The 24,303-nt window shown below is 39.6% G+C and carries 27 protein-coding genes, 1 tRNA gene and 1 pseudogene; 14 read left to right on the top strand and 15 right to left on the bottom strand.

Features of this window, described 5'->3' with window-relative positions:
- Positions 1 to 5: 5 nt before the first annotated feature.
- The gene (locus WMO13_RS06820; RefSeq protein WP_026878477.1) at positions 6 to 401 is read left to right on the top strand and encodes a cytidine deaminase; all 396 of its coding nucleotides are present in this window, start codon (positions 6 to 8) and stop codon (positions 399 to 401) included.
- 151 nt (positions 402 to 552) lie between these two features.
- On the opposite strand, the gene WMO13_RS06815 is transcribed toward WMO13_RS06820, so the two are convergent.
- Positions 553 to 2,826: an LPS-assembly protein LptD gene (locus tag WMO13_RS06815; protein WP_169727761.1), complete on the bottom strand. Its 2,274-nt coding sequence runs from the start codon at positions 2,824 to 2,826 to the stop codon at positions 553 to 555.
- A gap of 269 nt (positions 2,827 to 3,095) precedes the next feature.
- On the opposite strand from WMO13_RS06815, the gene WMO13_RS06810 reads away from it, so the two are divergent.
- Positions 3,096 to 3,785: a Bax inhibitor-1 family protein gene (locus WMO13_RS06810; RefSeq protein ID WP_026878479.1), complete on the top strand. Its 690-nt coding sequence runs from the start codon at positions 3,096 to 3,098 to the stop codon at positions 3,783 to 3,785.
- Positions 3,786 to 4,194: 409 nt separating this feature from the next.
- Positions 4,195 to 4,929 carry a hypothetical protein gene (locus tag WMO13_RS06805; protein ID WP_026878480.1) on the top strand — a complete coding sequence of 245 codons (735 nt, stop codon included), beginning with the start codon at positions 4,195 to 4,197 and terminating at the stop codon, positions 4,927 to 4,929.
- On the opposite strand, the gene dprA is transcribed toward WMO13_RS06805, so the two are convergent.
- A complete protein-coding gene (dprA, locus tag WMO13_RS06800) occupies positions 4,889 to 6,127 on the bottom strand; it encodes a DNA-processing protein DprA (RefSeq protein WP_026878481.1) in 1,239 nt (412 codons plus the stop codon). The two genes, WMO13_RS06805 and dprA, sit on opposite strands and share 41 nt — an antisense overlap.
- A gap of 231 nt (positions 6,128 to 6,358) precedes the next feature.
- Here dprA and WMO13_RS06795 point away from each other — a divergent pair, with 231 nt between their 5' ends.
- Entirely contained in the window at positions 6,359 to 6,820 is a 462-nt protein-coding gene (locus tag WMO13_RS06795) for a peroxiredoxin (protein WP_026878482.1), read from the top strand.
- 115 nt (positions 6,821 to 6,935) lie between these two features.
- Here the strand turns inward: WMO13_RS06795 and WMO13_RS06790 are convergent, their stop codons facing one another.
- Positions 6,936 to 7,595: a fumarylacetoacetate hydrolase family protein gene (locus WMO13_RS06790; protein ID WP_270049100.1), complete on the bottom strand. Its 660-nt coding sequence runs from the start codon at positions 7,593 to 7,595 to the stop codon at positions 6,936 to 6,938.
- Positions 7,596 to 7,928: 333 nt separating this feature from the next.
- Between WMO13_RS06790 and WMO13_RS06785 the strand changes: the two genes are divergently transcribed.
- The 5 genes from WMO13_RS06785 (at position 7,929) to rbsB (ending at position 12,779) form a co-directional block, all read left to right on the top strand.
- Positions 7,929 to 8,654 (top strand): VIT1/CCC1 transporter family protein, encoded by a 726-nt coding sequence (locus tag WMO13_RS06785; RefSeq protein WP_026878484.1) that lies wholly within the window; start codon positions 7,929 to 7,931, stop codon positions 8,652 to 8,654.
- Positions 8,655 to 8,939: 285 nt separating this feature from the next.
- A complete protein-coding gene (gene rbsD, locus WMO13_RS06780) occupies positions 8,940 to 9,362 on the top strand; it encodes a D-ribose pyranase (protein WP_026878485.1) in 423 nt (140 codons plus the stop codon).
- Complete coding sequence (gene rbsA / locus WMO13_RS06775) at positions 9,362 to 10,912, top strand: ribose ABC transporter ATP-binding protein RbsA (protein ID WP_245601143.1); 1,551 nt, start codon at positions 9,362 to 9,364, stop codon at positions 10,910 to 10,912. Before rbsD ends, rbsA begins: the two co-directional genes overlap by 1 nt.
- A complete protein-coding gene (rbsC, locus tag WMO13_RS06770; RefSeq protein ID WP_026878487.1) occupies positions 10,912 to 11,877 on the top strand; it encodes a ribose ABC transporter permease in 966 nt (321 codons plus the stop codon). The genes rbsA and rbsC overlap by 1 nt, the downstream gene beginning before the upstream one ends.
- Positions 11,878 to 11,894: 17 nt before the next feature.
- Positions 11,895 to 12,779, top strand: coding sequence for a ribose ABC transporter substrate-binding protein RbsB (rbsB, locus tag WMO13_RS06765; RefSeq protein ID WP_026878488.1), 885 nt, complete (start codon positions 11,895 to 11,897; stop codon positions 12,777 to 12,779).
- A gap of 652 nt (positions 12,780 to 13,431) precedes the next feature.
- Here rbsB and WMO13_RS06760 read toward each other — a convergent pair.
- Positions 13,432 to 13,839, bottom strand: a complete 408-nt coding sequence (locus WMO13_RS06760) for an Mth938-like domain-containing protein (RefSeq protein ID WP_026878489.1) — start codon at positions 13,837 to 13,839, stop codon at positions 13,432 to 13,434.
- Complete coding sequence (locus WMO13_RS06755) at positions 13,832 to 14,677, bottom strand: hypothetical protein (RefSeq protein ID WP_026878490.1); 846 nt, start codon at positions 14,675 to 14,677, stop codon at positions 13,832 to 13,834. The genes WMO13_RS06760 and WMO13_RS06755 overlap by 8 nt, the downstream gene beginning before the upstream one ends.
- A gap of 621 nt (positions 14,678 to 15,298) precedes the next feature.
- Between WMO13_RS06755 and artP the strand changes: the two genes are divergently transcribed.
- From artP to WMO13_RS06730, 5 genes are all read left to right on the top strand, one after another.
- Positions 15,299 to 16,024 carry an arginine ABC transporter ATP-binding protein ArtP gene (artP, locus tag WMO13_RS06750; RefSeq protein ID WP_026878491.1) on the top strand — a complete coding sequence of 242 codons (726 nt, stop codon included), beginning with the start codon at positions 15,299 to 15,301 and terminating at the stop codon, positions 16,022 to 16,024.
- 215 nt (positions 16,025 to 16,239) lie between these two features.
- Positions 16,240 to 16,977, top strand: coding sequence for a transporter substrate-binding domain-containing protein (locus tag WMO13_RS06745; protein WP_026878492.1), 738 nt, complete (start codon positions 16,240 to 16,242; stop codon positions 16,975 to 16,977).
- A 128-nt stretch (positions 16,978 to 17,105) separates the two neighbouring features.
- Positions 17,106 to 17,798, top strand: a complete 693-nt coding sequence (locus WMO13_RS06740) for an ABC transporter permease subunit (RefSeq protein ID WP_026878493.1) — start codon at positions 17,106 to 17,108, stop codon at positions 17,796 to 17,798.
- Between the two features lie 9 nt (positions 17,799 to 17,807).
- Positions 17,808 to 18,473, top strand: a complete 666-nt coding sequence (artM, locus tag WMO13_RS06735) for an arginine ABC transporter permease ArtM (RefSeq protein ID WP_026878494.1) — start codon at positions 17,808 to 17,810, stop codon at positions 18,471 to 18,473.
- A 123-nt stretch (positions 18,474 to 18,596) separates the two neighbouring features.
- Positions 18,597 to 18,687 (top strand) — tRNA-Ser (locus WMO13_RS06730).
- 62 nt (positions 18,688 to 18,749) lie between these two features.
- Here WMO13_RS06730 and WMO13_RS06725 read toward each other — a convergent pair.
- From WMO13_RS06725 to WMO13_RS06680, 10 genes and pseudogenes are all read right to left on the bottom strand, one after another.
- Entirely contained in the window at positions 18,750 to 19,064 is a 315-nt protein-coding gene (locus WMO13_RS06725) for a helix-turn-helix transcriptional regulator (RefSeq protein ID WP_051396120.1), read from the bottom strand.
- A 10-nt stretch (positions 19,065 to 19,074) separates the two neighbouring features.
- Positions 19,075 to 19,511, bottom strand: a pseudogene (locus WMO13_RS06720) (single-stranded DNA-binding protein).
- A 10-nt stretch (positions 19,512 to 19,521) separates the two neighbouring features.
- Positions 19,522 to 19,971: a hypothetical protein gene (locus tag WMO13_RS06715; RefSeq protein ID WP_026878496.1), complete on the bottom strand. Its 450-nt coding sequence runs from the start codon at positions 19,969 to 19,971 to the stop codon at positions 19,522 to 19,524.
- On the bottom strand, positions 19,971 to 20,156 hold the full coding sequence (locus tag WMO13_RS06710) for a hypothetical protein (protein ID WP_026878497.1): 186 nt from the start codon (positions 20,154 to 20,156) through the stop codon (positions 19,971 to 19,973). The genes WMO13_RS06715 and WMO13_RS06710 overlap by 1 nt, the downstream gene beginning before the upstream one ends.
- A 1-nt stretch (position 20,157) precedes the next feature.
- Positions 20,158 to 20,730, bottom strand: coding sequence for a lambda exonuclease family protein (locus tag WMO13_RS06705; RefSeq protein ID WP_084331429.1), 573 nt, complete (start codon positions 20,728 to 20,730; stop codon positions 20,158 to 20,160).
- Positions 20,652 to 21,356, bottom strand: a complete 705-nt coding sequence (gene bet, locus WMO13_RS06700) for a phage recombination protein Bet (RefSeq protein WP_051396122.1) — start codon at positions 21,354 to 21,356, stop codon at positions 20,652 to 20,654. The genes WMO13_RS06705 and bet overlap by 79 nt, the downstream gene beginning before the upstream one ends.
- Before the next feature lie 64 nt (positions 21,357 to 21,420).
- Positions 21,421 to 21,645 carry a hypothetical protein gene (locus WMO13_RS06695; RefSeq protein WP_026878498.1) on the bottom strand — a complete coding sequence of 75 codons (225 nt, stop codon included), beginning with the start codon at positions 21,643 to 21,645 and terminating at the stop codon, positions 21,421 to 21,423.
- A gap of 11 nt (positions 21,646 to 21,656) precedes the next feature.
- Entirely contained in the window at positions 21,657 to 21,911 is a 255-nt protein-coding gene (locus tag WMO13_RS06690; protein ID WP_026878499.1) for a hypothetical protein, read from the bottom strand.
- Between the two features lie 688 nt (positions 21,912 to 22,599).
- On the bottom strand, positions 22,600 to 23,523 hold the full coding sequence (locus WMO13_RS06685) for a hypothetical protein (RefSeq protein WP_026878500.1): 924 nt from the start codon (positions 23,521 to 23,523) through the stop codon (positions 22,600 to 22,602).
- Between the two features lie 9 nt (positions 23,524 to 23,532).
- Complete coding sequence (locus WMO13_RS06680; protein WP_034855337.1) at positions 23,533 to 24,201, bottom strand: LexA family protein; 669 nt, start codon at positions 24,199 to 24,201, stop codon at positions 23,533 to 23,535.
- Positions 24,202 to 24,303: the final 102 nt, after the last annotated feature.

Here is a 24,303-nt window from a genome sequence, read left to right as displayed (position 1 = left end):
AGAAAATGGATCAAAAAGAGATGAAAGATTTAGCTATGAAAGCGATGGAAAATGCCTACGTCCCTTACTCAAAATTCAAAGTGGGTGCAGTTTTACTCACAGAACAAGATGAAGTTATTCTAGGCTGTAATGTTGAAAATGCTTCTTATGGGTTGACGAACTGTGCCGAAAGAACTGCGATCTTTAAAGCTGTTTCAGAGGGGCATACGCGATTTAAGCATCTTGTGGTGATAGGTGATACAGAAGGTCCTATTTCTCCATGTGGTGCCTGCCGGCAAGTGATTAGTGAGTTTTGTAGTAAAGAGATGCCGGTAACGCTCCTCAATCTAAAAGGCGATAGTTTAGAGACAACAGTCGGTGAATTGCTACCTTGGTCTTTTTCACCTCAAGATTTAGATTAGCACTTGATAAATCGTTAGATCTGTAAGCTGCCCCTAAAAATTCAAAAACCACTAGAAACATTCAAAATTTCTAGTGGTTTTGTATTGTGAAGATTATCCGTTATCTGTATTAGATATATTGATCCAGTATATTGATTAGCATATTGGAGTATTAATAACGTCGTACTTTAGGTACAGTAAATCCTGAAATATTATCAGCCCAGAGTTTCTGATTATTTTGACCTACGCTACCGATGCTATCGAGTTCAAACTCGAGATAGACTTTCCACTGTTTTTCTGTATCTGTCACATTATTGCGAAAATAGCGAGCCCCAACTCGGGTGGCAACACAGCAATCTTTGTATTCAACCCCAATTAAACTTTCAATCATTTTGGACTCAGTGATTGAGTAGTTATAACGTCCGGCAACCGCCCATTTTTGATCTAATTGCCAGAAGCCTGAGGTATCGATATAGTCAGATTTATTATTTTCCCCCCAGCGATTGTAACGATAGTTAATATTAAATATTTTCCGACTTTCAGGATTGTATTTCAGATTCAATGTTGCATTAGAAATGCGTTTATCTGTCGGTGACCATTGCATATTACTATCGACTTTTAATCCAGGAATGATGGTGACTTCAACCCTAGCATTAAGTGCTGATTTCTTGAGATCGCTGTGTTCAAGATCACTGCCAATTTGGATTCTAGGTGGATCAAAGTAACGCGTTTGCCCTAATGAGAAGACAAAGCGCTCGGCACCTGTTTTAGAATGGAAGAGGCGTGTTGTCAATGCCATTGTGACTTGGTTCGCATTTGATTGTCGGTCTGCACCATAAAAGGCGTTATAGCTGAAGAGATTAAAAAAGTTCAGCGAGGTTGGCGAAGTATCGAAAATAGGAATATTGCTCTGTTTACGATAGGGCGCATAGAGATAGAAAAGTTCGGGTTCTATGGTTTGAATAAAATCACCACCCCCAAAGAGATGTGTGAGTGCTAGTTCCTTTTCTAATACTAAACCTGTGCGAGCACTTAAAATAGGGAGTGCACGAGTAATGGATGTCTCTTTACCTTCGCCTTCATTATCGCGATAGTTTAAATTATAGTGGGTATATCTAAAGCGTGCGGTTGTCTCAAAAAAACTCCAAGGATTCCCTAAACGATAGCTGATGTAGGGCATAATATCGATACGATTTGCGCTTTTAATCGGCTTTTGCTTAAGATTGTCATTATCTTTGGAAAAAAAGTGCGAAAATTCTGCATCAAGCCCAACATCAAAGCCTTTTAGATCCCAACTACCATGGAAGAGTAGTTGTGGCGCGCGCCCATAGGGGGAATATTGAATAATTTTAGGGTCTGTAACCACAAACTCTTGGAAACGAATTTTAGCGACCCAATTGGGAGTCCGGTAGTTGAGCACTGCTTCTCGATCTAACGTGAGCTCACGTAGTAATCCACTTTGGTCATTGACATCTTCTTGGAAGCTATCGTCAGAAATATCTTGGTAGAGAAGATTCCCAGTCAAATTTTTATTGAAATTGAATTTTTGATCAAATTTATAAAACCAGCGATTCTTATTATCGTAGAGTTTATCATTGAATAAGAGCAATCCAGATAGCTCTAACTCTTGCCATTTATTGAGATAGCGGAAATTCCCCTTTACAGCAGCTCCTCGTTTTTCAATAAAGCCAGGAGCTAATATTGCATCCATATTAGGTGCTAGATTGAAGTAGTAAGGGAGAAATAGCTCAAATCCATCTGATTTCGAGATGGAAATTTCCGGTGTTAAAAGACCGCTATGGCGCTTATTATCAATGGGAAAGGAGATATATGGCGTATAAAGGATCGGTAAGCCAATAATATCTAAAGTTGCATTTTTGGCAATTGCGCGTCCTGCGGTATGATCAATTTCAAGATCCCGAGATTTTACTTTCCAAATCTCATTATCAACGGCACAAGTAGAGTAAGTTGCATCTTGTAATAAAGTATTTTGTTGTAATTCTTTATGGTCTATTCGTGTCGCGCGACCTTGAATTGGGGAAAGTCCTTTAATGTAGTAACTTGCTTGTTTGAAAATTGTTTCACTTTGATCAATATAGTGAACACCCTCTTTCCCTTCTAATACAGCTGTCGGTGTTGCATAAATGACATTTTTACCGGTAGATGTGACAACATTATTAATTCGATCTAAATGAAATCCTTCACTCATTAGCTCATCATCACCCAAAAATACTTGGGCATTACCGATAATTTCTCCTTCAGTGGGCGTTAAGTAACCATCATCGGAAGAAGCATAGAGCTCGGCTTTGTTTTTTTGCTGATCCTGCGTAATATATTGCGCAAGTGGAGATATTTGACAAGCGATAGGAGATGCTAGACTGAGTGATGGCAGTCCAAAAAGTAGTGCAATGGTAATTTTTGAATAGAGGTAGTTTTTCTGTGGCACAGTCGTCATGCTCATTGCGATTAATGAAGGGGATCTACAATCATTGTATAATAATGGAGTAGAATCGCACTTTTTCACAATAATTTCAATTGTAAGGCGCATTAATTTTCAAGCAAAGATGTTATAATTGTGTGCGATACAAAACTTAAGCTCTGTTTTTATTCAACTTGAAATTTCTCACGTTAACCTACATTAAGTAGGAAGCTATGTTTGATTATAGAGAAATGCTATAGTTGAACGGATATTTGAATAACCCTTAGGAGTAGTCAATGAATAATTATTATCAAACAAATACCTATAATGGTGTTGAGCGTCAAGGGATGCATAAAGTACTGCGTCAGGCATATACTTTAGTTGCGCTTTCGCTGATTCCGACCATTATTGGTGCGTATATTTCTGTACAAACGAATGTTATTTTGAATTTAATGGTCACAAGCCCAATCCTATTTTTTGTAGGCTTTATGGTGGCTTTTTATGGCTTATCATTTGCGATCGAAGCGAATAAGCGCTCAACAATGGGTTTAGTCCTGATGTTTGTATTCACCTTTTTAATGGGAATGATGTTAGGACCACTTCTATCGCTTGCATTTACTAAGAGCAACGCATGGCAATATATCGGCATTGCCGCCGGTGGGACAGGTGGTCTCTTCCTCGTATTAGCAGCGATTGGTGGCGATAAAACCAAAGATTTTTCACCGATTGGCAAATATGTCGGCGCATTAGGTTTAGTGATGATTGTCACGATTGCGTTGAACTTCCTGTTTCTTAAAATGCCGATGATTAACTTGATTCTTTCAATGTTAATCATTCCATTCTCAGGTGCGATTATCTTATGGCGTATTAATAGTGTCGTGCGTGGTGGGGAAGATAACTATATTAGTGTTGCGCTTGATATTTACATTGCGCTCTATAATATCTTCTCAAGCTTACTTCGTTTAATCTTAGCGAGTAATGATTAATGATACCTAGGAGACGATGAACTTTAATATCGTTTTGAGGAATTGATTGAATAAGAGCGCTCTTGTAGCGCTCTTTCTGTTTCTGTCTGTTTCTATTCAAGCTTTGAAAATATAGTAAGATCGGTTCAAAATAAGCATTATTTAAATGCCGGCGCATCGACTGTAAGAAGCGGGGAATCGGTTCTATCCGGCATCTTGCAAGTATTGCCTAGTAAGGTTTTATGTTCTTTTAAAATCTCATGCTAGCTGCTTAAAAACCATTTTTCTTAAACCCAATTTACTATAGTATGATTATAAAAATGAATGGGCATAAGCTTAATAGGTAAGCTTAACGGATAAATCTAACAGATAAACTGTATAGTACGCGATATTTAAAAATCAACATTAAGGATCAATATTGGGAAATTCTATGATCAATCAGAATGCCAAAAAGCAGCTATTGGATCGATTAGAGCAACACTATATCTCACCACTTACTGAGTTCTATGTGGAGAGTGAGGTGTTAAAACGTAAGCTAGAGGGGCGACCACCTCGCCGTAGTGTTTCGATGCCGGATAGTTGGCGCGGATTGCATTATCAAAAAACGATTGGGAATATGAGTGCTGAAGACGCTTATCTTCGTTTAGAGCAGTTTTTGAACTATTTAGATCAGGGGATTGGATTAGTTTTTGCTCGAGATACGCAATTAGAGCCCCATCGATCGATTCCTTATTTTGAATGGCGCCAGGAAGATCGTCTAGAAGGGGTCAATCATCTTATCGGAAAGTCTCATCTTCTCTATTTTTATAAAGGAAATGAAGAGGGTTTACAACAATTGATTGAGAACGTTACTAGCTATAATTTATCTCAATCTTTTTCTGTGATCGGGACTATACCCGCACCATTGCAAATAATTTTGAAAAATCATCAAATTCGTATCATTGATAATATCGAGGTTCCTTTTATTGAGCAGTTGTTACGAACACGAAGCTTGACAGGATTTTTTAATCAAGGGATTGATCTGATTCTGTTAGATGCGAATGGAATTTATCGCAAAGGTTTTTCGAGAACAGAGTGGCTCAAAAATAGTGATCAGCTCTATCAAGATTACTTCAATGTAAATACTAACGAATCTGCTGATAAAAGCCTTGAGCGCTCTGAATAAGCCCCTCAATTTCAAGCATCATTAAGCCTGTTGTGATCTCAGAAGCGGGTTGCTTCAATGTTTCTACGAGTTGATTAATGGATTGTGGTTGAATTAAGAGATCAAAAATCGCTTTATAAGGATGATCAGCCTCAACTTGGGGGAGAGCTTTCGGCGAAATTGGTTGCGTCGAGTGATTAGGGGAAGTACCAGGCGCCGTTTGGGGCGCAATAGATTTTTGTGAGTTTTGTGAATGTGGAGTGCTTACGGTGCGGTTCCGACTAGTCAAATGGTGTGATAATGGAGGTTCTTCTATATCATCAAGTATTAATGATTGTTGCCCCTGTGGCCTATCAATCCAGCCTGAGAGTGCTTGCCGGATATCTGCGGTTGATTCAACTAAAGCCGCACCTTCACGAATCAGTTGATGACAACCTCGTGATTGTGGGGAGTGAATAGAGCCTGGGATAGCAAAGACATCTCGATTCTCTTCCATACTCATCCGCGCTGTAATGAGAGACCCTGATTGCGTGGTAGCCTCGATAATGAGTGTTGCCAAGGAGAGGCCGGAAATGATCCGATTTCGCCTGGGGAAATTCTGTGCAACCGGTGCTGTATTGAGAGGATACTCACTGATAATAGCACCCCCTTTTTCAATAATCTCGTGGCTTAATCCACGATGAGATTTGGGATAGATATTATTTAAACCTGTTCCTAAGACCGCTATGGTCGGCTTCTCTTTTTGAATGGTGGCTCGATGAGCAGCCTGATCAACGCCGAGTGCAAGCCCACTTGTAATAATGAGTCCAAGATCGGCGAGCTCTGCCGCGAAAAGCTGACTATTATAGAGCCCTTCTTGAGTGGGTTTTCGCGCGCCGACAATGGCGATTTGAGGATCAGAGAGAATCTTTACCGAGCCTCGAACAAAAAGGAGCATCGGCGGATTATACGTTTCCCGCAAAAGCGGGGGATAATCATTATGATCAATCGGGAGAATGGCATTCCCCTCCATTTGCGAAAAATGGAGTGATTCCTCGATGATGCTCTGATTAATACGTTCCCGATGGCTAATCACATTTTCCGGCATGCCGGCTTCTCGCCACGCGTGATCATTCGCGGCGATAATCTCTTCAATAGACGGGAAGAATTGTAAGAGCTGTTGTAAGCGTTTAGTGCCGAGATAGGGGGTCGCATAGAGGGTTAACCATGCCGGTAACATTTAAAATCCTTTGATTGAACTATGTTATAGTAAAAGACAATCGAGAGATACGGATCGGCCGTATCCATTAACGCATTGCATAATCTGAGAGCATCAGCGAATTGAATGAATGATATGGGATAAAAGATTGCTGTAATATCGAGGAGATATTGAGAAAATATCGAATCATCTTCAAGTCGTGGTCAATCTCTCAATAATATCAATCATAACTATAGGCTAAGGAGTTCAAAGATGGCACAAGTCGAGCAAACAATTTGGAATCAAGCATTCGCAACACAAAATGGTGAATTAGCATTGTCTTCATTAGATTCTGATTTTATTGTTCTCTATTTCTATCCAAAAGATAATACACCGGGCTGTAGTAATGAGGCGCAAGACTTTAATCAGTTATTGTCACAATTTACCGCAAAAGGGGCTTCAGTCGTGGGTGCTTCTCGGGATAGCGTGGCTTCACATCAGCGCTTTGTAGAGAAATTTGATCTACAATTTCCGCTTATTTCTGATCCAGATGAAACGCTTTGCCGAGCACTTGATGTGATTAAAGAGAAGAATATGTTTGGCAAAAAAGGCTTTGGTATTGAGCGCAGTACCTTTATTCTTGATCGTAAGGGTAATATCCTCAAAGAGTGGCGTAAGGTAAAAGTAGCAGGGCACGCAACTGAAGTTTTAGAAGCATTATCAACGCTTAAATAACTAAATAAGGAAATCAGTTAATTAGGCGATTAGATGATTAAACGCTTAAACGATTGAAAAAGCCATCGACAAATCGTTGATGGCTTTCAGCTAGGTAGATATTATTTGAAAGATGTTACTTTGCAATCGTGAGGGTTGTTTGTATCACTGATTCTAAAGTCATCTCTAATTGATCGCCGGGCGCAAGTGGACCGACACCTTCCGGAGTACCGGTATAGATGAGATCCCCTTCTGTCAGTCCATAAGTCTCTACAAGATACACGATGATATCTGCGATGGAGTAGAGCATCAGCTGACTTTCCCCTTGTTGCTTGAGTACCCCATTTTGCTTAAAACTGAAGTGAATATTATCAAAGTTCGTAATGGCTGAAGGAGCAACAAAATCCGAGACAATCGCGGCATTTCTAAATCCTTTACACTTCGTCCAAGGCTCGCCTTTTGCTTTAATCTGGCTCTGAATATCTCGCGCAGTAAGATCTAAACCGATGCCGTAACCGCCAATAATGGAGAGCGCTTTCTCTTTGGAAATGTGATCACAATTCTCTTTAATATAGAGCACTATTTCAGTTTCATAGTGAATGTCATCAGAAAAAGTCGGAAGTTGAATCGGCAGATCGCAGTGGGCGAGTGATGATGTCGGCTTTAAGAATACAAGCGGCTCACTCGGCGTGGCATTATTGAGTTCAGCAATATGTTTGGCATAATTACGACCAATACAGAAGATATTTTGTACCGGTTTAATTGCTTGATTGAGTAGAATATGGGGCATTGTCATAGAAAACCTCTGGGAATCTGTGATAGAAATTTGGGCAATAACGGCATTAATGAATGAAGGTAAATGATAAATAAGTGATAAAAATAGGAACGCTTAATAATAATGATTGCTCTCATTGTAGAGCAACCTTCGCTTTTCGCAAAGTTTCAATGAGCCTCGCTCATAAGCCTTATTAAACTCAGAAAGTAACTGAGAATCATTCTCTATTTTTATAATATATTTCCACTAGTTAAGATAATTATTATGTTATTATAACGACCGTTAATTTACTATTTTTCCATCAATGTTCAGGGAACAGTTGGGATCGAATAAAGTCAATACGGAGATATTACAATGGCACAAGAGAATGACAAAGTTCAACATACAGTAGAGAAAACCCAAAAGAAGAGTGGCGATATTGAGAACCGCCTCAATGTCTTACGTGCCGGTGTTTTAGGGGCGAATGATGGGATTATTTCTACCGCTGGACTGGTGATTGGTGTTGCGAGTGCGACTACGAATATGATGACTGTTTTGATTGCCGGTCTTGCCGGGTTACTAGCAGGCGCACTCTCTATGGCAGGTGGTGAATACTCTTCAGTCAGCACCCAAAAAGATGTGGAGAAATCTGAAGTAGAGAAAGAGAAGAAACGTTTAAAAGAAGATTTTGCTGGCGCGAAGGCAGAATTGGCAGAATATTATCAAAATGGGGGGCTTTCGCCGGAGTTGTCGCAACAAGTAGCAACAGAGTTGATGAAAGAAGATGCCCTTGCAGCGAGAGTCAAAGCGAAGCTCAATATCACACTAGGGGAATATGTTAATCCTTGGAATGCGGCATTCTCATCCATTATTTCTTTCTCTTGTGGTGCTATTATCCCATTACTTTTTATCCTCTTTTTACCTGAACTCTATAAAATCTGGGGCACTTTCGCCGCGGTCTCATTGGCGCTAGCATTAACGGGCTTTATCAGCGCGGCATTAGGCGGCGCACCACGATTAAAAGCCGTGATCCGAAATGTGATTGTCGGGATGTTAACAATGGCTGTGACTTATGGCTTAGGACAGTTTGTGCATATATAAGGTGGTAATAGCAATAGGAAAAGGAATAGTCATTAGTAATGAATGGTAATCGATAGGCAATGGAATTTGATTGAATGATTGTCTTGCCGATAAAAGATAAAGACTGAAAGATCGCTCTAATAATGGAAATTAGGGCGTTTTTTGTAAAGATTCCCTATACTGACAATTGATGTAATTGGAAATTTTATGGGGAAAAATGATCTTAATCGGGTAATTATGTGCCACTGTAGTATAGTGCTATGAAAGATGTGGCATAATAGTTTCTGATAATAGAACGAGGTCATTATGATTAAAAGTAAGCTGTTAAATAGTGATATTCATCGCGTACTTGCCCAATTAGGACACACGGATCGTATTGTGATTGGTGATGCTGGGCTTCCCATTCCTAATCAAACAGAGCGGATCGATTTGGCGTTAGTTGCAGGTGTCCCAAGCTTTATGGAGACGCTAGAAGCCGTAGGGTCATTGATGCAAATTGAGACGATATTGCTAGCAGATGAGATTAAAGTTAAAAATCCTGATCTGCATAGTGCGATTTTAGCGTGGGTGGAAACACAAAGTAGTGAAGCGAAGCCTATTATGGTGGATTATATTACTCACGAGGCACTCAAAGCGCAAAGTGGCGAGCCTGCTTGTAAAACGATTATTCGTACCGGCGAATGTTCCCCTTATGCCAATATTATTTTAGAAGCCGGTGTGGTGTTCTAATGAGCAATGTTTTAATGAATAAGGTCACTAAGGGCGATCGGATTGAAGTCGGGACGACACTATTGAGTATTGATGGTGTGAGTAAGGCATTCCCCGGCGTTAAAGCGTTAGATGGTGTGAGTCTTAATGTCTATGCCGGTAAGGTGATGGCACTGTTAGGGGAGAATGGCGCAGGTAAATCCACTTTAATGAAAGTATTAACCGGGATCTATAGTAAAGATGCCGGTGAAATTCGTTATTTGGGTCAACCGGTTGCCTTTAAAAATCCTCGCGATTCTCAAATTGCCGGCATTGGTATTATTCATCAAGAGTTAAATCTCATTCCGGAACTCTCTATCGCCGAGAATATCTTCTTAGGCCGGGAGTTCACCAATGCTTTAGGGTGTATCAATTGGAAAAAGATGCACAAAGAGGCCGATAAATTGCTTAAACGCCTCAGTATCCCCTATAGCACTGATACTTTAGTGGGTGAATTATCAATTGGCGGACAGCAAATGGTGGAGATCGCTAAAGTCCTTAGTTTTGAGACGCGCGTGATCATTATGGATGAGCCTACAGATGCCTTGACGGATACAGAAACTGAAGCCCTTTTTCGGGTTATTCGAGAGCTGAAAGCCACTGGTTGTGGGATTGTCTATATCTCGCATCGTCTTAAAGAAATTTTTGAAATTTGTGATGATGTAACGGTGATTCGAGATGGTCAATTTGTTGCGGAAAAACCGGTGGCAGAACTCAATGAAGATCGATTGATAGAGCTAATGGTGGGCCGTAAATTAGAAGATCAATATCCCCGTATTAAAACGCCGATTGGAGAGACTGTTTTATCGGTTTCTCATCTAAAAGCGGCCGGCATTAATGATGTGAGCTTTACGCTTAAACGAGGGGAAATCCTCGGCGTATCGGGATTAATGGGTTCAGGGAGAACTGAGCTAATGCGGGCAATTTATGGCGCGCATTCAAAAAGTACCGGTATTGTTGCCTTAGAAGGAAAAGCGGTGCGTATTCGTTCAGCCGCGGATGCCTTAAAAGCGGGAATCGTCTATATCTCTGAAGATCGTAAACGAGATGGTTTAGTGCTCTCGATGAGTGTTAAAGAGAATATGACCTTAAGTTCCCTGAATCTCTTTCAAGGGAAAGCGAATAATTTACGACTCAAAGAAGAGCTGTTAGCGGTCAAAACCTATATTGATACCTTTAATATTAAAACACCCCATATAGAGCAAAATATTGGGCTTCTATCGGGGGGGAATCAACAGAAGATTGCCATTGCCAAAGGTTTGATGACCAATCCGAAAGTCTTAATTCTTGATGAACCGACACGCGGCGTAGACGTGGGCGCTAAAAAAGAGATCTATCAGCTGATTAATGAGTTCAAAAGCCGCGGTTTAAGCGTGATTTTAGTCTCATCAGAGATGCCGGAAGTGTTAGGAATGAGTGATCGGATTATGGTCATGCATGAAGGACGTATGACGGCCGAATTTGCAAGAAGTGAAGCAACTCAAGAGAAAATTATGGCTGCAGCAGTAGGCAAAGTAGAAGGAATTGCATAATGCAAGGAAATAGTATGCAAACAAATCGTATTAAGAAGTTTTTAATTGATCAGAAATCATTGGTGGCACTGATTGTTCTGATTCTCGGCGTCTCAATGTTAAATGAAAATTTTTTCACATTGAATAATATCTTTAATATCCTACAACAGACTTCGATTAATGCCATTATCGCAGTGGGAATGACGTTAGTGATTCTCACAAGTGGCATTGATCTTTCGGTAGGTTCAGTCTTTGCACTGACCGGCGCTGTGGCAGCTTCTATCATTGGGCAAGATATTAACCCTTTCTTTGCGATTATTGCGGCACTCTTATTAGGTTCTGCATTAGGGCTTGTCTCCGGCGTGATTATCGCAAAAGGGAAGTTACAAGCCTTTATCGCTACACTTGTGATGATGCTCATTATTCGCGGTGCAACGCAAGTCTATACACAAGGAAGTCCAATTGGTCTTGGTATGAGCGATTATGCTTATATGTTTGAATGGATTGGTTTTGGTCGTGTATTAGGGATTCCTGTACCCATTATCATTATGGCGGTAGTCTTTATGATTGCCGGTTATATCTTAAAATTTACTAAACTAGGCCGCCATATCTATGCCGTTGGTGGTAATGAGGCGGCAACCCGACTGTCGGGCATTAATGTCGATCGTGTCAAAATCATTGTTTATATGATGAGTGGTTTTCTCTGTGCGGTCGCGGCAATGATCGAAGTTTCACGACTCTCATCGGCACAACCTACTGCCGGGATGGGGTATGAGATGGATGCCATTGCGGCAGTTGTGCTCGGTGGTACGAGTATGGCCGGCGGTCGCGGTAAGATTATCGGCACATTAATTGGGGCATTGATTTTAGGATTCCTCAATAATGGCCTAAATCTATTAGGTGTCGATGCGTACTATCAGATGATTGTGAAAGGTGCCGTTATTTTATTGGCGGTCTTAGTAGATAATAAGACTGTTCGTTCTTAAGTAGAAGGAGTTGTGCGATGAAAAAGAGAGTATTAAAAACAGCAATGGTAGCCGCATTAGGCTTAGGATTAATGGGTAGTGTGTGGGCGCAAGAGAAAATTGCATTGGTAGTATCAACCCTCAATAATCCATTTTTTGTCACATTGAAAGATGGTGCCGCGGAGAAAGCGAAAGAGCTTGGATATGAGTTGGTGATTTTAGATTCACAAAATAACCCGGCTAAAGAACTTGCGAATGTGGAAGATATCCTTGTAAAAGGGACGCGCGTTCTACTCATCAATCCTACAGATTCAGATGCTGTGGGTAATGCGGTATTAGCGGCTAATAAAGCGGGTATTCCAGTCATTACGCTTGATAGAGCGAGTGCAAAAGGGGACGTTGTAACGCATATTGCCTCTGATAACGTTGCCGGTGGTAAAGCTGCCGGAGACTTTATCGTTGAAAAATTGGGTAAAGATGCCAAAGTGATTCAATTACAAGGGATTGTAGGAACATCTGCTTCAAGGGAGCGAGGTGAAGGATTTAAACAATCACAAGAAGCCAATGGTTTTGAGATTATTGCAGCTCAACCGGCAGATTTTGATCGCGCTAAAGGGATGAATGTCATGCAAAATCTCTTAACGGCAAATCCCAATGTAGAAGCGGTATTTGCGGAAAATGATGAAATGGCATTAGGGGCATTAAGAGCAATTCGTTCAGCGGGGCAAAATAATATCGTCATTGTCGGTTTTGATGGTACAGATGATGCAATTAAAGCGGTAGAACGTGGTCAAATGGCGGCAACCATTGCCCAACAACCAGAACTCATTGGTGCAAAAGGCGTTGAAGCGGCAGATCTGATTATCAAAGGTGAAACACCAGATAGCCATATTCCTGTTGAGCTAAAAGTGATTACAGAATAGAGGAATAGGAATATTGTTGCAGTAAGCGGATTACTTTAGATATCAAATAACAATATTCAGTAGTTTAATAGAAGTAGAGGAGAGAGAGTCAAAGTGATTTTTTTGAATCTACTTCTTCTATAATGAGTTGAATGAAATCATCAGATCAGCTGATCCGAGATATTTGATCAGAGAAATCCCAATGAATGTTTAATAAGGACTCAATAATAGTGAATAAATGTTCATTATGTTGTTTATTATAATTATTTATGTGATAAAAATTTAAAATATGATTAATTTTTTTAATTGGATCCGCTAACACATTCATATTAGAATTAATCCACGTAGCAAGGATGCTGCATCTCAAGGATGAAATAGGAGTTTCCCTCAATCTCAGGAGAGCGTTCAACATTGATGGATTATTTGGTCAATTCTCAGGATGAGGTGTGCAGGATGCACAGAATTGAGAGGTTGTTATGAAGGATCGTGGCAATCAAGGATGAGATTAGCATCAAGATGATGTGCAAAACCCGTAACCATAAAGGATTACGGGTTTTTTATTGAGCATTTTTAAAGAGGATTAGATTAGAGAGGATTAGGTGAATGACTCTCTTTTAGATTCGCGTCAATTATCAGCCTTATAACTATTCACAGAAGATATTGTATTGTCTAATTATGCTTCGATGATGGGGAAGAAGATCCCAAGTGCATTACGATCTTCAGCTGCTAAAATCGCAAATGTCCGGCAGAGAGATTCTGTTGCCATCGTTTCAATGCCGATACCATTTTGGTAAAGTAGTGCGCGCCATTGTGGAGCGAGAAATTCCATTTTATTACCGGTACCGATTAGAATGAGTGTTGGTTTCCGGGCAATCCAAGCTTGGATATGTGCCTCGGTAATCTCATCAAATGTGGCGGGGAGTAATGGGGTATCTGTGAATACTTCTTTGTTTTGTAATAGTATTGGCGTATTGTGCCATTCACTCTCATCGTTCAAACGGAAGAAGTTCGGAGCATAACTTTTAATATGAAGATTATCGGTTACCTCTTTTTTGATGGTAGCGCCTGTTTGATTATCCATAAATAGCTTCCTTAATCAGTTCAAAAAATTGGGTTTCATCAGCAACGTGATAGAGTTTTTCTGCATCAATCGTAACACCATATCGTTCTGCAAGCATTTCATAGAGCGCTAACCGGTGTTCGATCAATTGGGGGAAAATCCAGCGGGTAAAATCAGCAGGATCAATCTCTTCAGGGCCATTTAATTGGTTATTTGCAAGGTATTCGGTGATTTTAGGGAGTAGGAAATCCCGCTGATAATAGAGCGGTTTAGGATGGGTAACTGCCCGCTCAATGAGATAGTTTTTCGCTTTCTCTGAGGCCTTGATATAGACCAAGAGCGATTGCTGGCCAATGAGATCCCAGCTCTCTTCATCTTGCAATTCACAAAAGCTACCACTTAAATCAATCATAAAATGGGGAAACTTGAGAAGCTTAGAGGCTTTTTGTTCAAAATAGGGTATATCTTTGACTGCTGCAATCTCTGCTAAACGGTGTTTTTCTAGTCGCTCTAAAAAGAGCTCAAGTGGACGGCCGCCGAGCGCTTCATTGCCGACCATTCCAAGATAAGCGGAGAGTGGTGCTAAATTACTAATAGTGAGCTGCGATTGTACTGAGATCGCCCCTTGCCGAATCAAATTGGCTAACAGAGGTTGCTCAAGCGCTGCTGCTAATAGGAAATCATGAATCGCTTCTTTGAGATGAAAGCTACCAATGCGGTAATCAATAGAGTAGTGAAACCATTGAGATGCCGGCATCTTTTTGGAGAGATGCGTTTTTCCAACACCACTCATTCCCATAAGGGCAATGCGTTTTTGAGGCTGATTGACAAGTTGTAATAGGCGATCTTGTTTAGTCATGGTCGTCGTGCTCTACAAAGGCAGTGAAATGGGTAATTAGATAATTAGAATATGTGATTGCGATTAGATAGCATTCATACTCACTATATTTACGAAATTGTTTTCATCTTAGCAAAGAACTTTTGATCGGCGCAAAGTATCTTTTATCAGTGCTATTTTTGAGGAGAAGAATTGAAGAGAAATTTGCCATAAATTCTCCATTAAAGGGAGAAGAGTATAGGAAGATGATAGAGATATCATAGGGTTATTGGTTTGATATTACTCTGATAGCGATTGGATGTAGAAAATTTTGGAAAAGGTTCAGCAGAAAAGTAAAAAATACCGTAGAATAGGCAGGTTTAAAAATAATAATATGAGTTAAAAAGAAGTGCGATACTCAAAATAGGGTGATAGAGATGTAGCAGGGGATAATCCTATTGTTACAAACCCAGTATCGGATGAGTATAAATCGCAAGTATCATATTAAATGTAATAGTTGGAAATGAGGGTTATTCAATCGGTGTCGGCATTATTCTAGAGATCAAATTAAGATTATAGAGAAATGCTTTAATTGCCTAAGTTGAATGACAGAGTTTTCACTAACTTTAATGATAGATGCACTAAGTAGAGAGACAGGATGAAATGATTGAGCTGAAAGACTTAAACTACTTTTATGGGGAAACACAAGTACTATTTGATGTTTCGCTACAAGCCAAAAAAGGTGAGATTGTTGTGTTGTTAGGCCCAAGTGGTGCGGGTAAAAGCTCTCTGCTTCGAATTTTAAATATTCTTGAGCGCCCTAAAGCGGGGCAATTAGAGATTGCCGGTTTTGAATTTGATTTCTCTCAGAGTATTTCTGAGAAGACGATTCGCGATCTTCGGCAGAAAGTGGGAATGATCTTCCAACAATATCATCTCTGGCCGCATCGCACTGTTTTACAAAATCTCACTTATGCGCCGGTTAAATTAGGCAAAATGTCTTTAGACGAGGCGAAAAAACGGGGGGTTGAAGCGCTTCACTCTTTAAAGCTTGAAGGATTAGAAGATCGCTATCCACTCAAACTCTCGGGTGGTCAACAGCAACGAGTGGCGATTGCAAGAGCTTTAATGATGGATCCTGATGTGCTGCTATTTGATGAACCTACGGCGGCGCTCGACCCTGAAATTACTTCACAAGTGGCAACAATTATTGAAGAGTTAGCTCAAACGGGTATTACGCAAATTGTTGTCACGCATGATGTCGATTTTGCAAAACGAATTGCAACGTATGTGGTCTATATGGAGCAAGGTAAAGTCGTGGAAGAGGGCGATGCATCAATCTTTGTTTCACCCAAAACAGAAGAATTTAAACAGTATCTTTCCCATTAAATAATCTTCGCGCTATACTGCAAAAGATGAGGATTCATTTCAAAGGGATTTTGGGAAATAAAGAATCTGATTCAGTCAAACTGAATGATTCTTGCTGTAAGAAGCAATTAAGACAATGACTGAATGATCAATTCAAAAATCATTGAATGTCAAGAATCATTGAATTGATCAAAATAGAGTGATCATCAATAAAAAATAATAGATGGAGTTGAGTTATGAAAAAATTAGGACTTTTACTACTTGCTGCAGGCTTAATGAGCACAACAGCAATGGCACAAGATAAATTAAATATCGGTACAAACCCGGCATATCCTCCTTTTGAGTATAAAGGTGAGAATAATGAATTACTCGGTTTTGATATCGATCTTATGAATGCCGTATGTGAAGCGATGCAAAAAGAGTGTGTTTTTTCTGAAGCAGAATTTGATGCATTGATCCCTAATCTTCGACTCCGCCGTTACGATGCAGTCATTTCCGGAATGGATATTACTGAAGAGCGTGCAAAACAGTTAGCATTCAGCGATCCTTATTATCAAAACTACTCAATCTATATCACGACTAAAGATAAAGCAGATAAAATCGATGATGTTGCCGATGCTAAAATTGGGGTACTTTCAGGTTCAACGCATCAGCAATATATCAAAGATACCTACAAAGGTAGCGATATCTCTGTATACCCACAATATCCGTCAGCGATGAATGATTTAGCGCTAGGTCGTGTGGATGTCGTCTTCGGCGATGGCGAAGTAGTCAATGAATATATTCAAGGCAACGATAATTTTGTGATGGTTGGCGAAAAAGTCACTGATCCTAAATATTTCGGTCAAGGTTTAGGCATTGGTACAGGTTTAAGAAATAAAGCGCTTGTCGAAGAGATCAATGAAGCATTAAAAACCGTTAAAGAGAACGGTCAATATGATGAGATCTACAGCAAGTGGTTTGAACAGCAGTAATTGTGTAATGAAATAGCAGTAGAGCAGAAAGCGATGAACTACATCGCTTTTTGTTTGCAAATAGAGGAGATACAGTGAGTGGCATAATTAGTTTTTTTGAGCTCTTTACGACACGTTATTTTGAGTCAATGTTAATCGCTGCGAAGACAACGATTTTATTGGCATTAGTGGCGTTGGTGCTTGGATTTTTATGGGCGAATATTTTAGCGGTTTTAGAATTAAGTCGATGGCGAATTATCCGCTGGCCTGTGACATTTTTTGTTTCTGTGGTTCGCTCATTGCCGGAATTGATCGTGATCTTCCTGATTGGTTTAGGATTGCCCTATCTTTTTTTAGAATATGAGATGGTATTGCCTGAGTGGGTAATGGATGCCTATTTCTCGCTACTCGATAGTTACGGTGAATACCTTTTCTTTGGGTTAGGGGCTTTTGCACTCTCACTGATCTACGCTTCTTATGCTTCACAAACGATTCGAGGAGCGCTATTAGCCGTTCCCAAAGAGCAATGGAGTTCAGGGGCTGTATTAGGACTCTCTAAACCGGCCACTTTCCTCTATATTGTTATGCCGCAGATGTGGCGCCATGCGTTCCCGGGGTTAAGTAACCAATGGCTTGTGCTACTCAAAGATACGGCGCTTGTCTCTCTAATCGGTGTGCATGAGTTGATGAAGGAAACGGACTATATCTATAGTGCCACGAATGATTTTATCTGGTACGCAATCGCAGCACTGATCTATCTTGTGATTTCACTCGTGAGTCAAAAGATCCAGGATCTTCTCTATAATCGTATTACTGCATACGACCTTGAGCCGGCGAAATAGGAGCGTACTATGTTAGATCAATTTTTATTTATATTAGAAGGCGCACCCCTTAGCTTAGCTCTGACGGTTGCTTCACTCTTTTGTGGCTTTATTATTGCCTTATTATTAACCGGCATTTTGACCTTATGGGAAAAGCGCTGGCCAGCCAAAATTGCCCGCGGTTTTATTATCTTCTTTACCGGCACTCCGCTACTCGTACAGATTCTACTCTTCTATACAGGGCCAGGGCAGATTGGTTTTATCCGAAATTCATTTTTATGGGATATCTTCTCGCAAGCTTGGTTTTGTGCAATTTTGGCATTATCACTTAATTCAGCCGCTTACACAGCGCAGCTCTTTTATGGTGCAGTGAAAAACATCTCTAAGAATCAGTGGGAAGCCTGTTTAGCGTTAGGAATGAGTCGATTTGAAGCAATGAAGATTCTTATCCCCTTAGCACTTCGCAGAGCGTTACCGAGTTACTCGAATGAGATCGTCCTTATCTTTAAAAGTACCTCCCTTGTACAAGGTATTACACTATTAGATATTATGGGGCGGGCTCGAGAACTTGCCGGTCAAACCTATGATTCGGTCACTTACTACGCAATGGCTGGATTAATCTACCTTGTGATTAACGCAATTCTCATTATTTTTGCCAAACTCATGGAGCGTAGAGCATTGGCATTTGAGAAGTAGCCGCTCATAATTGCATTAATTTTGCGCTTTAGAGAAAATAAGTAGGATTGCAAACATTTTAGACTTTACATCTGCAAAAGAATTATTATAATAGACGTCTACTTACAGCAAGTAGCACAATTTGGAAAAGTGGCCGAGTGGCTGAAGGCGCACCCCTGCTAAGGGTGTATACGTTAATAGCGTATCGAGGGTTCGAATCCCTCCTTTTCCGCCATACGAAACACAAAAAGCCCCTTAAATAGGGGCTTTTTGTTAACTAGAATTTTTTTTTACCCTCTAATTTACCCTGTAAGATTTTTGTGACTCTAGCCATTGATCAATTTCTGATCGATACCATCGAGATGCAGTGTTGATTTTTATGGGGGCAGGGAATAATCCTAATCTAATGTTTCTATAAACCCAGTCGTGTTTAAATTTAATAATCTCACACACGTCTTTTATTTCTAGCAGTTCATCAGGTTGCTTTATCTTCTTTATCTCGATAGATATTGCTGACAATGTGCTTAGTATCTTCTCCATACTTTCATTGTTTGCCTGCTCCTTTTGTTGTTCTGATTTAATTAAATCTTGTATAGCATTTAATCCGCTCATAAAACCTCCTCTAAAACGGAATATCATCAGACACATCAAACTGCGAGCTATCTACTTGCCGATTTTGCTGTGTCACTGAGCTTGGTTGTGCCGGTGTTTGATTGTTTATTCGTTCATTTCCGCTTAACATCTGCATTTCAGTTGCAATGATATCTGTTGAATAACGATCAATACCCTGTTTATCTGTATATTTGCTCGTGTGAAGTGAGCCTTCAATATATACTTGGGAGCCTTTTTTCAGGTATTGCCCGGCAATCTCTGCTAATTTTCCGAAAAATATGGTTTTATGCCATTCAGTGCGCTCTTGCTGTTCCCCGGTTTTGTTTTCCAACGTTCAGATGTTGCAATCGAAATTGTTGTAACAGCCTTACCATTTTGTGTGTAACGTATATCCGGATCACTTCCTAAGCGCCCAATTAAAATAACCTTATTAATTCCTTTTGACATTTTTTTACCTCTAAAATAGGCTCATTTGCCCATTACTTTCTAAAATCATTTTCGGCGTTGCTTCAATCTTGCCGTAGCGTCTTTCTGGTCTTGGTTCGCCGAATTTTCTACGGCGATACTCAAAAAACAGATCTTCCTTGATCATTGATGTTCTTCTGTGGACTTCAGCCGGATCTAGTAGCAGTCTTGGCCACTGATTCCTGCTGAAACCGCGCCTGCTTTGTCCCGCCTCCTCGTCGTGAGCGTCAAGCATCATTTTTTCTAGTTGCTCATCGTTTAACTGCGACATATTTCGATAGACAAAATCAACGTCTATTAGCTCTGATTCAAGCGCACCTGATAAGCTATATATGTTTTCAAAGATATAGACTAGATCATTACGTTCTACAGCTTCCAGCGCTTCAATGCCGTATTTTGTTTTGTTGAGCTGATATCGATCTTTAAAAGCTGAATATGCCATTACGCCACCTTTTTAAGCTCAACTGATTCTGCTGGCCGATAACTTGGTCGGCTTGCTAATACTTCTGCTTCTTCTAGCATTTTGCTATGTTGCTGATCTTCTCTGTTGCGAGCCCATTCACGATATAAGCGCGCTTCCTTGCGCTCATTGAAGAAGATTAGGATTACTTCAATTATCTTTTTCATCTCAAGCTACCTTCTTTTCCAAGTCCTTAATCACTTGGTCGACTTCTTTATTGAATTTGACCACTTTCTCTGTGATCTCTTCTTCCATTTCTGTTGTTAATTCAAAGTCATACAAGAACATTTGAAGATCAGCAGGGAAGCGGGGATCAAAGCTCATAAAGACGCACTCTTTCATACCTAAACACATCAGTTGAGAAGCCATTTGATAAATGTACTGCGGATTGACTTTACCGCTTGTGAGTGTTTCTAAATGAGTCTTAGAGGTAGGGCATTTGATTTCAATTGCTTTATTTAAAGGCTTGCCGAACATATCAAGAAGCAGTCCATCTGGACTTGCGCCAAAATTCTCAATTTCAGGATGATCGATAAATCCGACATCTTGAACCTCATTCATCGTTTGCAGTGTGTAGGCTTCTTTGGCTTTAGGTTCTGTATCAATTCCCCATTGCATTGCGTTACTTGTGAATGATTCTGTTGGCTTACCAGTTAAGCGCTCTAAAGCAAGTTCCATTTTGTAGTCGTGATACTTAGAGTAAGGCTGTCCATTTTTGCCACGAGCGCATACGTCATACACTCGTGAAGCAGTGCTTCTACGCCTTTCTTGGCTTCTTCTTCAGCTCTTTTGACTAGTTCAATTCTTACCGCTTCATCGACTTCGGGCGCATTTACTTGACTGTCATTCATTGCTTGCGCTTCGTCATCCAACATAATTCCCGACAAACCAAACGCTGAACGTATCGCTTGCGCTGTCGCTCTATGTTTTAACATACGACTTGGATATTGCTTCCAAGGCGTTGTATTACGTCTGTTTTCAACCATTAGCTCGGTGGCTTCCATAGGTCTGCTACGATCTTTGCGGTACACTCGACAAGTAATTGCAAGCAGTTCTCCGGCTTCATTGAATTTGTAATCGTATTCAAGTCCATCAAATTCCTTGTTGTTGTTCGCCAACTTTAACCAGCCGTCAATACCAATGATCGGCTGAATCCCGCCGTTTTGTGGGAAAGCGTAAATCTCATTAGTCCAAGGATTGAGTTTGTGCTCATTTGCTACGATAAGAAGAGCAGTCATTTGACTGTCATTGATTTGCTGACCGCGAAAAGCCGTTGCTTTAAGTGTTGCAATTAACTCTTGCTCATTGCCGCCAAGTGACAATGTTTTAGCTAAAGACTTCACTTGGGTTGATAATGCGTTACTCATTTTGCTATACTCCTATGTGTTGTTAGTACTGAATCGCCCTAAGTTCACCGCTTAGGGCTTTTCTTTAATTAAATCTTTCATTTCTGCGTTTAGTGATCTGATCAAGTAGCTTTAACTTGCTTTCTAACCGCTCAGTGCAAACCTCTATATTCATCTGGTTATTACTTTTAATCGCTTTTAACAGCATTTCAGCAGTTACTGCCAATTCAATAAAATCACTTTCTGTTTTGAGTAGAGCAGAGAAGTTTTGTGCTTGCTGACTGTCTAGCCAATCGTTCATTTCTCTCATGTTTATTCCTCCTAAATCCAGTATCTATCTAGTTCTTTATCGATTGAGCGCTGTTGACGTTCTTCTTGGATATCTGCAATGACTCTTGCTCTGATCTCTTTAAAATCGATCTCATCTAAGTCTTCAAACTTGATACCTTCAGCCTCTAATTCTTCGATCTCACGTTCCATACGATCATCAATCTCTTCACTTAAGTCTTGAATTGCTAGCTCATCTGCTAGAAGTCCATTTAAGTAACGATCTTCTGCGTTGTGGTCATATCTCATATCTCTTTCCTTGGTATTTTTTAAAACTTTTGTTTGTTTTGTGGTTTAAATATAACAATTGTTTTTAGTTTGATCAAGAACTTTTGTTGTTTTTTTGTTTTTTAATTTCTTACAGGCGTAAAAAAACCGCCGATTGGCGGTGCTTTGGTAAAGTTAAAGTGCAGTTATGAGTTATGAGTTATGAGTTATTAGTTAGTAGCTCGTGTAGTCTTTTCACTATCATTAAAATTGTTAGGAAGAGGTTTAAGCTGAAGGATAATATTATAGGGAAGAATAAGAATTTTTGCAGGGGAGGGTAGGCTATTATGCTGTATAGAAAGCAGGTAATTACTAGCGAAAGCGATACTATTACTGAATAAGATATGTTGAAAAATAATTCTTGAATTAATATGTTTTTCGCTTTAGAAAAACTCTCATCAGGCGTTTTGTTTAATCGGTTCTGCCTATCATAAATTAGAACTAATACTGATAATAGCAATGCGGTTAATATGGACCCAAAGTTCACAAAAAGACTAACAGTCGCCTCTGTTGGTGGGGTTAAGAGTATAGAAGAGGCGCCTAAGATTAGCGGGAACACGTAGAAAAACACTATGTCCTTCTTGAGGATTCTGTTCTTGCTGTTAGATAGAGTTTTTATATGCCCTTTTATGATGGAGCAGACATTTATCTTTTTGCTCATACTGTTTATTTATTCCATTGAATACATTGAATCGATAAAATCAGTATATATGCGGTGAATCCATTTTTCTAGACTTTCTTTAGTTGGATTATTGCCATCATCAAAATCAAGATCATCCTCATCAGGCTCTACCTGGTAATTCGTATTTGAAGACCTACGACCAACGGATATTGTCTTAGGTTTTCCATCAAGCTCAACAACAACTTTCATTCTGTCAGATCTAGTGATGATGTCATCCATTAATTCAATAACTTCAGATTCTTGATCAAGAATATCTTTGAGTTTAAATAGTTTTAAAAATCCAGCTCTGCTTCTTTTGGGTTTAACTACATATTCAGTTTGTACCTCATTATGTCCGAAGCTTTCTTTGAAATCTGCCTTGTCTTCAAATGGCTGGAAATTGATGAATCTATACTCTTTAACATCCCCCTCTAACCATTTTTCCATAGCTTTTTTGTATGTAATTGGATTAATTTGAATCACTAACCCCGTCTTTGCTCTATAAAATTGCTTGAATAAATCACCAAACTTGGTGAGAATGCCAACGCCTCTAATGCATTGCATAAATAGGAATGATTCATCCTTACTCTTAGGAAAATACATCACGAATATGTATTCATTAATCTCTGCTTCATTAGGTTTTTTTTCATGAGATACCGTCTTAGTATCTACATCAATAATGTTGGATTTACTTCCATATTCACCGACCGAAAATGTAAGGGATGCCTTTCTCTCAGCTTTGTCGATTTGATAGTGAGTTAGCTCAAAATATACTTTTGCATCATCATCTTTTTGATTGATATTGATGTTTTTCTGGCAAAATTCATTTACCAAGTCAAAAAGATCAAATTTTCCTAAAATATTATCTATTTGTTCGTAAGACTTATTATCTTTATTGTACGAGCGCAGAGAGTATGGGCTTATAGTAATCATGCTTATCCCCTAAATATCCGTCCATTTCCCAATAACTACACCATTAATAGTTGCATTTCCATTGATTTTGATAATTTTTTCATGCCAATTGGGATTGAGTGGCTGAATGTATTTACCATCTAGTTCAATAATTAACTGTTTAAATGTTGCGGAAGCACTTCCATCTAAGGTTACAACAACAAGAGATTTATTTTCAGGTTCACGTTCGGGATCTACATAGATAATATCACCATCTTCAAACGAGGGCTTTCCATTTGGATTTTCCATGCTAGATCCTACAACTTTTAGGGCAAAGGTATTTTTACCATGGGGAACTGGGCAAGGAACCCATTTTATAAGTTCATCTACAGGGACGGTTTCTATATTGTTAAAATTACCTGCCGCAACCCAAGAGATAACAGGAACAAAAATATTTTCATTTGCGCTGTCTAAAGTAATTGTGTTAGGTGATGGGGTAATTTCAGATGTCGTTGGAATTGTGCCCTCATCGCCATATAAAAGCCATTCAGAAGTAACACCGAGCGCTCTAGCTATATCAAAAATTTTGGTAGAGCTTTGATTTCTCCCATTCTCAATATATTGAATTGCTGTTTGAGATACACCAACTAGCTCACCAAGTTTTGCTTGAGAATATCCCTTCCTAGTACGAGCTTCTTTTAATCTATCTTTTAATTCCATCGGTAAAGTCTTCATTTAATTAATCGTGCAATTAAAACAAATGTATAACAATTGTTGTAGCCAATCAAATAACAAAAGTTTGATATATTGAAAACATTTGTT

The sequence above is a fragment of the Ignatzschineria larvae DSM 13226 genome (assembly GCF_038500265.1).
Lineage (GTDB): Bacteria > Pseudomonadota > Gammaproteobacteria > Cardiobacteriales > Wohlfahrtiimonadaceae > Ignatzschineria > Ignatzschineria larvae.
This window is presented reverse-complemented; position numbering and strand designations above follow the sequence as displayed.

Bases quoted from the DNA above. Each gene is read 5' to 3' on its own strand.
- WMO13_RS06820 (WP_026878477.1), top strand. From the start codon at position 6: ATGGATCAAAAAGAGATGAAAGATTTAGCTATGAAAGCGATGGAAAAT.
- WMO13_RS06810 (WP_026878479.1), top strand. From the start codon at position 3,096: ATGAATAATTATTATCAAACAAATACCTATAATGGTGTTGAGCGTCAA.
- WMO13_RS06805 (WP_026878480.1), top strand. From the start codon at position 4,195: ATGATCAATCAGAATGCCAAAAAGCAGCTATTGGATCGATTAGAGCAA.
- dprA (WP_026878481.1), bottom strand. From the start codon at position 6,127: ATGTTACCGGCATGGTTAACCCTCTATGCGACCCCCTATCTCGGCACT.
- WMO13_RS06795 (WP_026878482.1), top strand. From the start codon at position 6,359: ATGGCACAAGTCGAGCAAACAATTTGGAATCAAGCATTCGCAACACAA.
- WMO13_RS06790 (WP_270049100.1), bottom strand. From the start codon at position 7,595: ATGACAATGCCCCATATTCTACTCAATCAAGCAATTAAACCGGTACAA.
- WMO13_RS06785 (WP_026878484.1), top strand. From the start codon at position 7,929: ATGGCACAAGAGAATGACAAAGTTCAACATACAGTAGAGAAAACCCAA.
- rbsD (WP_026878485.1), top strand. From the start codon at position 8,940: ATGATTAAAAGTAAGCTGTTAAATAGTGATATTCATCGCGTACTTGCC.
- rbsA (WP_245601143.1), top strand. From the start codon at position 9,362: ATGAGCAATGTTTTAATGAATAAGGTCACTAAGGGCGATCGGATTGAA.
- rbsC (WP_026878487.1), top strand. From the start codon at position 10,912: ATGCAAGGAAATAGTATGCAAACAAATCGTATTAAGAAGTTTTTAATT.
- rbsB (WP_026878488.1), top strand. From the start codon at position 11,895: ATGAAAAAGAGAGTATTAAAAACAGCAATGGTAGCCGCATTAGGCTTA.
- WMO13_RS06760 (WP_026878489.1), bottom strand. From the start codon at position 13,839: ATGGATAATCAAACAGGCGCTACCATCAAAAAAGAGGTAACCGATAAT.
- WMO13_RS06755 (WP_026878490.1), bottom strand. From the start codon at position 14,677: ATGACTAAACAAGATCGCCTATTACAACTTGTCAATCAGCCTCAAAAA.
- artP (WP_026878491.1), top strand. From the start codon at position 15,299: ATGATTGAGCTGAAAGACTTAAACTACTTTTATGGGGAAACACAAGTA.
- WMO13_RS06745 (WP_026878492.1), top strand. From the start codon at position 16,240: ATGAAAAAATTAGGACTTTTACTACTTGCTGCAGGCTTAATGAGCACA.
- WMO13_RS06740 (WP_026878493.1), top strand. From the start codon at position 17,106: ATGTTAATCGCTGCGAAGACAACGATTTTATTGGCATTAGTGGCGTTG.
- artM (WP_026878494.1), top strand. From the start codon at position 17,808: ATGTTAGATCAATTTTTATTTATATTAGAAGGCGCACCCCTTAGCTTA.
- WMO13_RS06725 (WP_051396120.1), bottom strand. From the start codon at position 19,064: ATGAGCGGATTAAATGCTATACAAGATTTAATTAAATCAGAACAACAA.
- WMO13_RS06715 (WP_026878496.1), bottom strand. From the start codon at position 19,971: ATGGCATATTCAGCTTTTAAAGATCGATATCAGCTCAACAAAACAAAA.
- WMO13_RS06710 (WP_026878497.1), bottom strand. From the start codon at position 20,156: ATGAAAAAGATAATTGAAGTAATCCTAATCTTCTTCAATGAGCGCAAG.
- bet (WP_051396122.1), bottom strand. From the start codon at position 21,356: ATGAGTAACGCATTATCAACCCAAGTGAAGTCTTTAGCTAAAACATTG.
- WMO13_RS06695 (WP_026878498.1), bottom strand. From the start codon at position 21,645: ATGAGAGAAATGAACGATTGGCTAGACAGTCAGCAAGCACAAAACTTC.
- WMO13_RS06690 (WP_026878499.1), bottom strand. From the start codon at position 21,911: ATGAGATATGACCACAACGCAGAAGATCGTTACTTAAATGGACTTCTA.
- WMO13_RS06685 (WP_026878500.1), bottom strand. From the start codon at position 23,523: ATGATTACTATAAGCCCATACTCTCTGCGCTCGTACAATAAAGATAAT.
- WMO13_RS06680 (WP_034855337.1), bottom strand. From the start codon at position 24,201: ATGGAATTAAAAGATAGATTAAAAGAAGCTCGTACTAGGAAGGGATAT.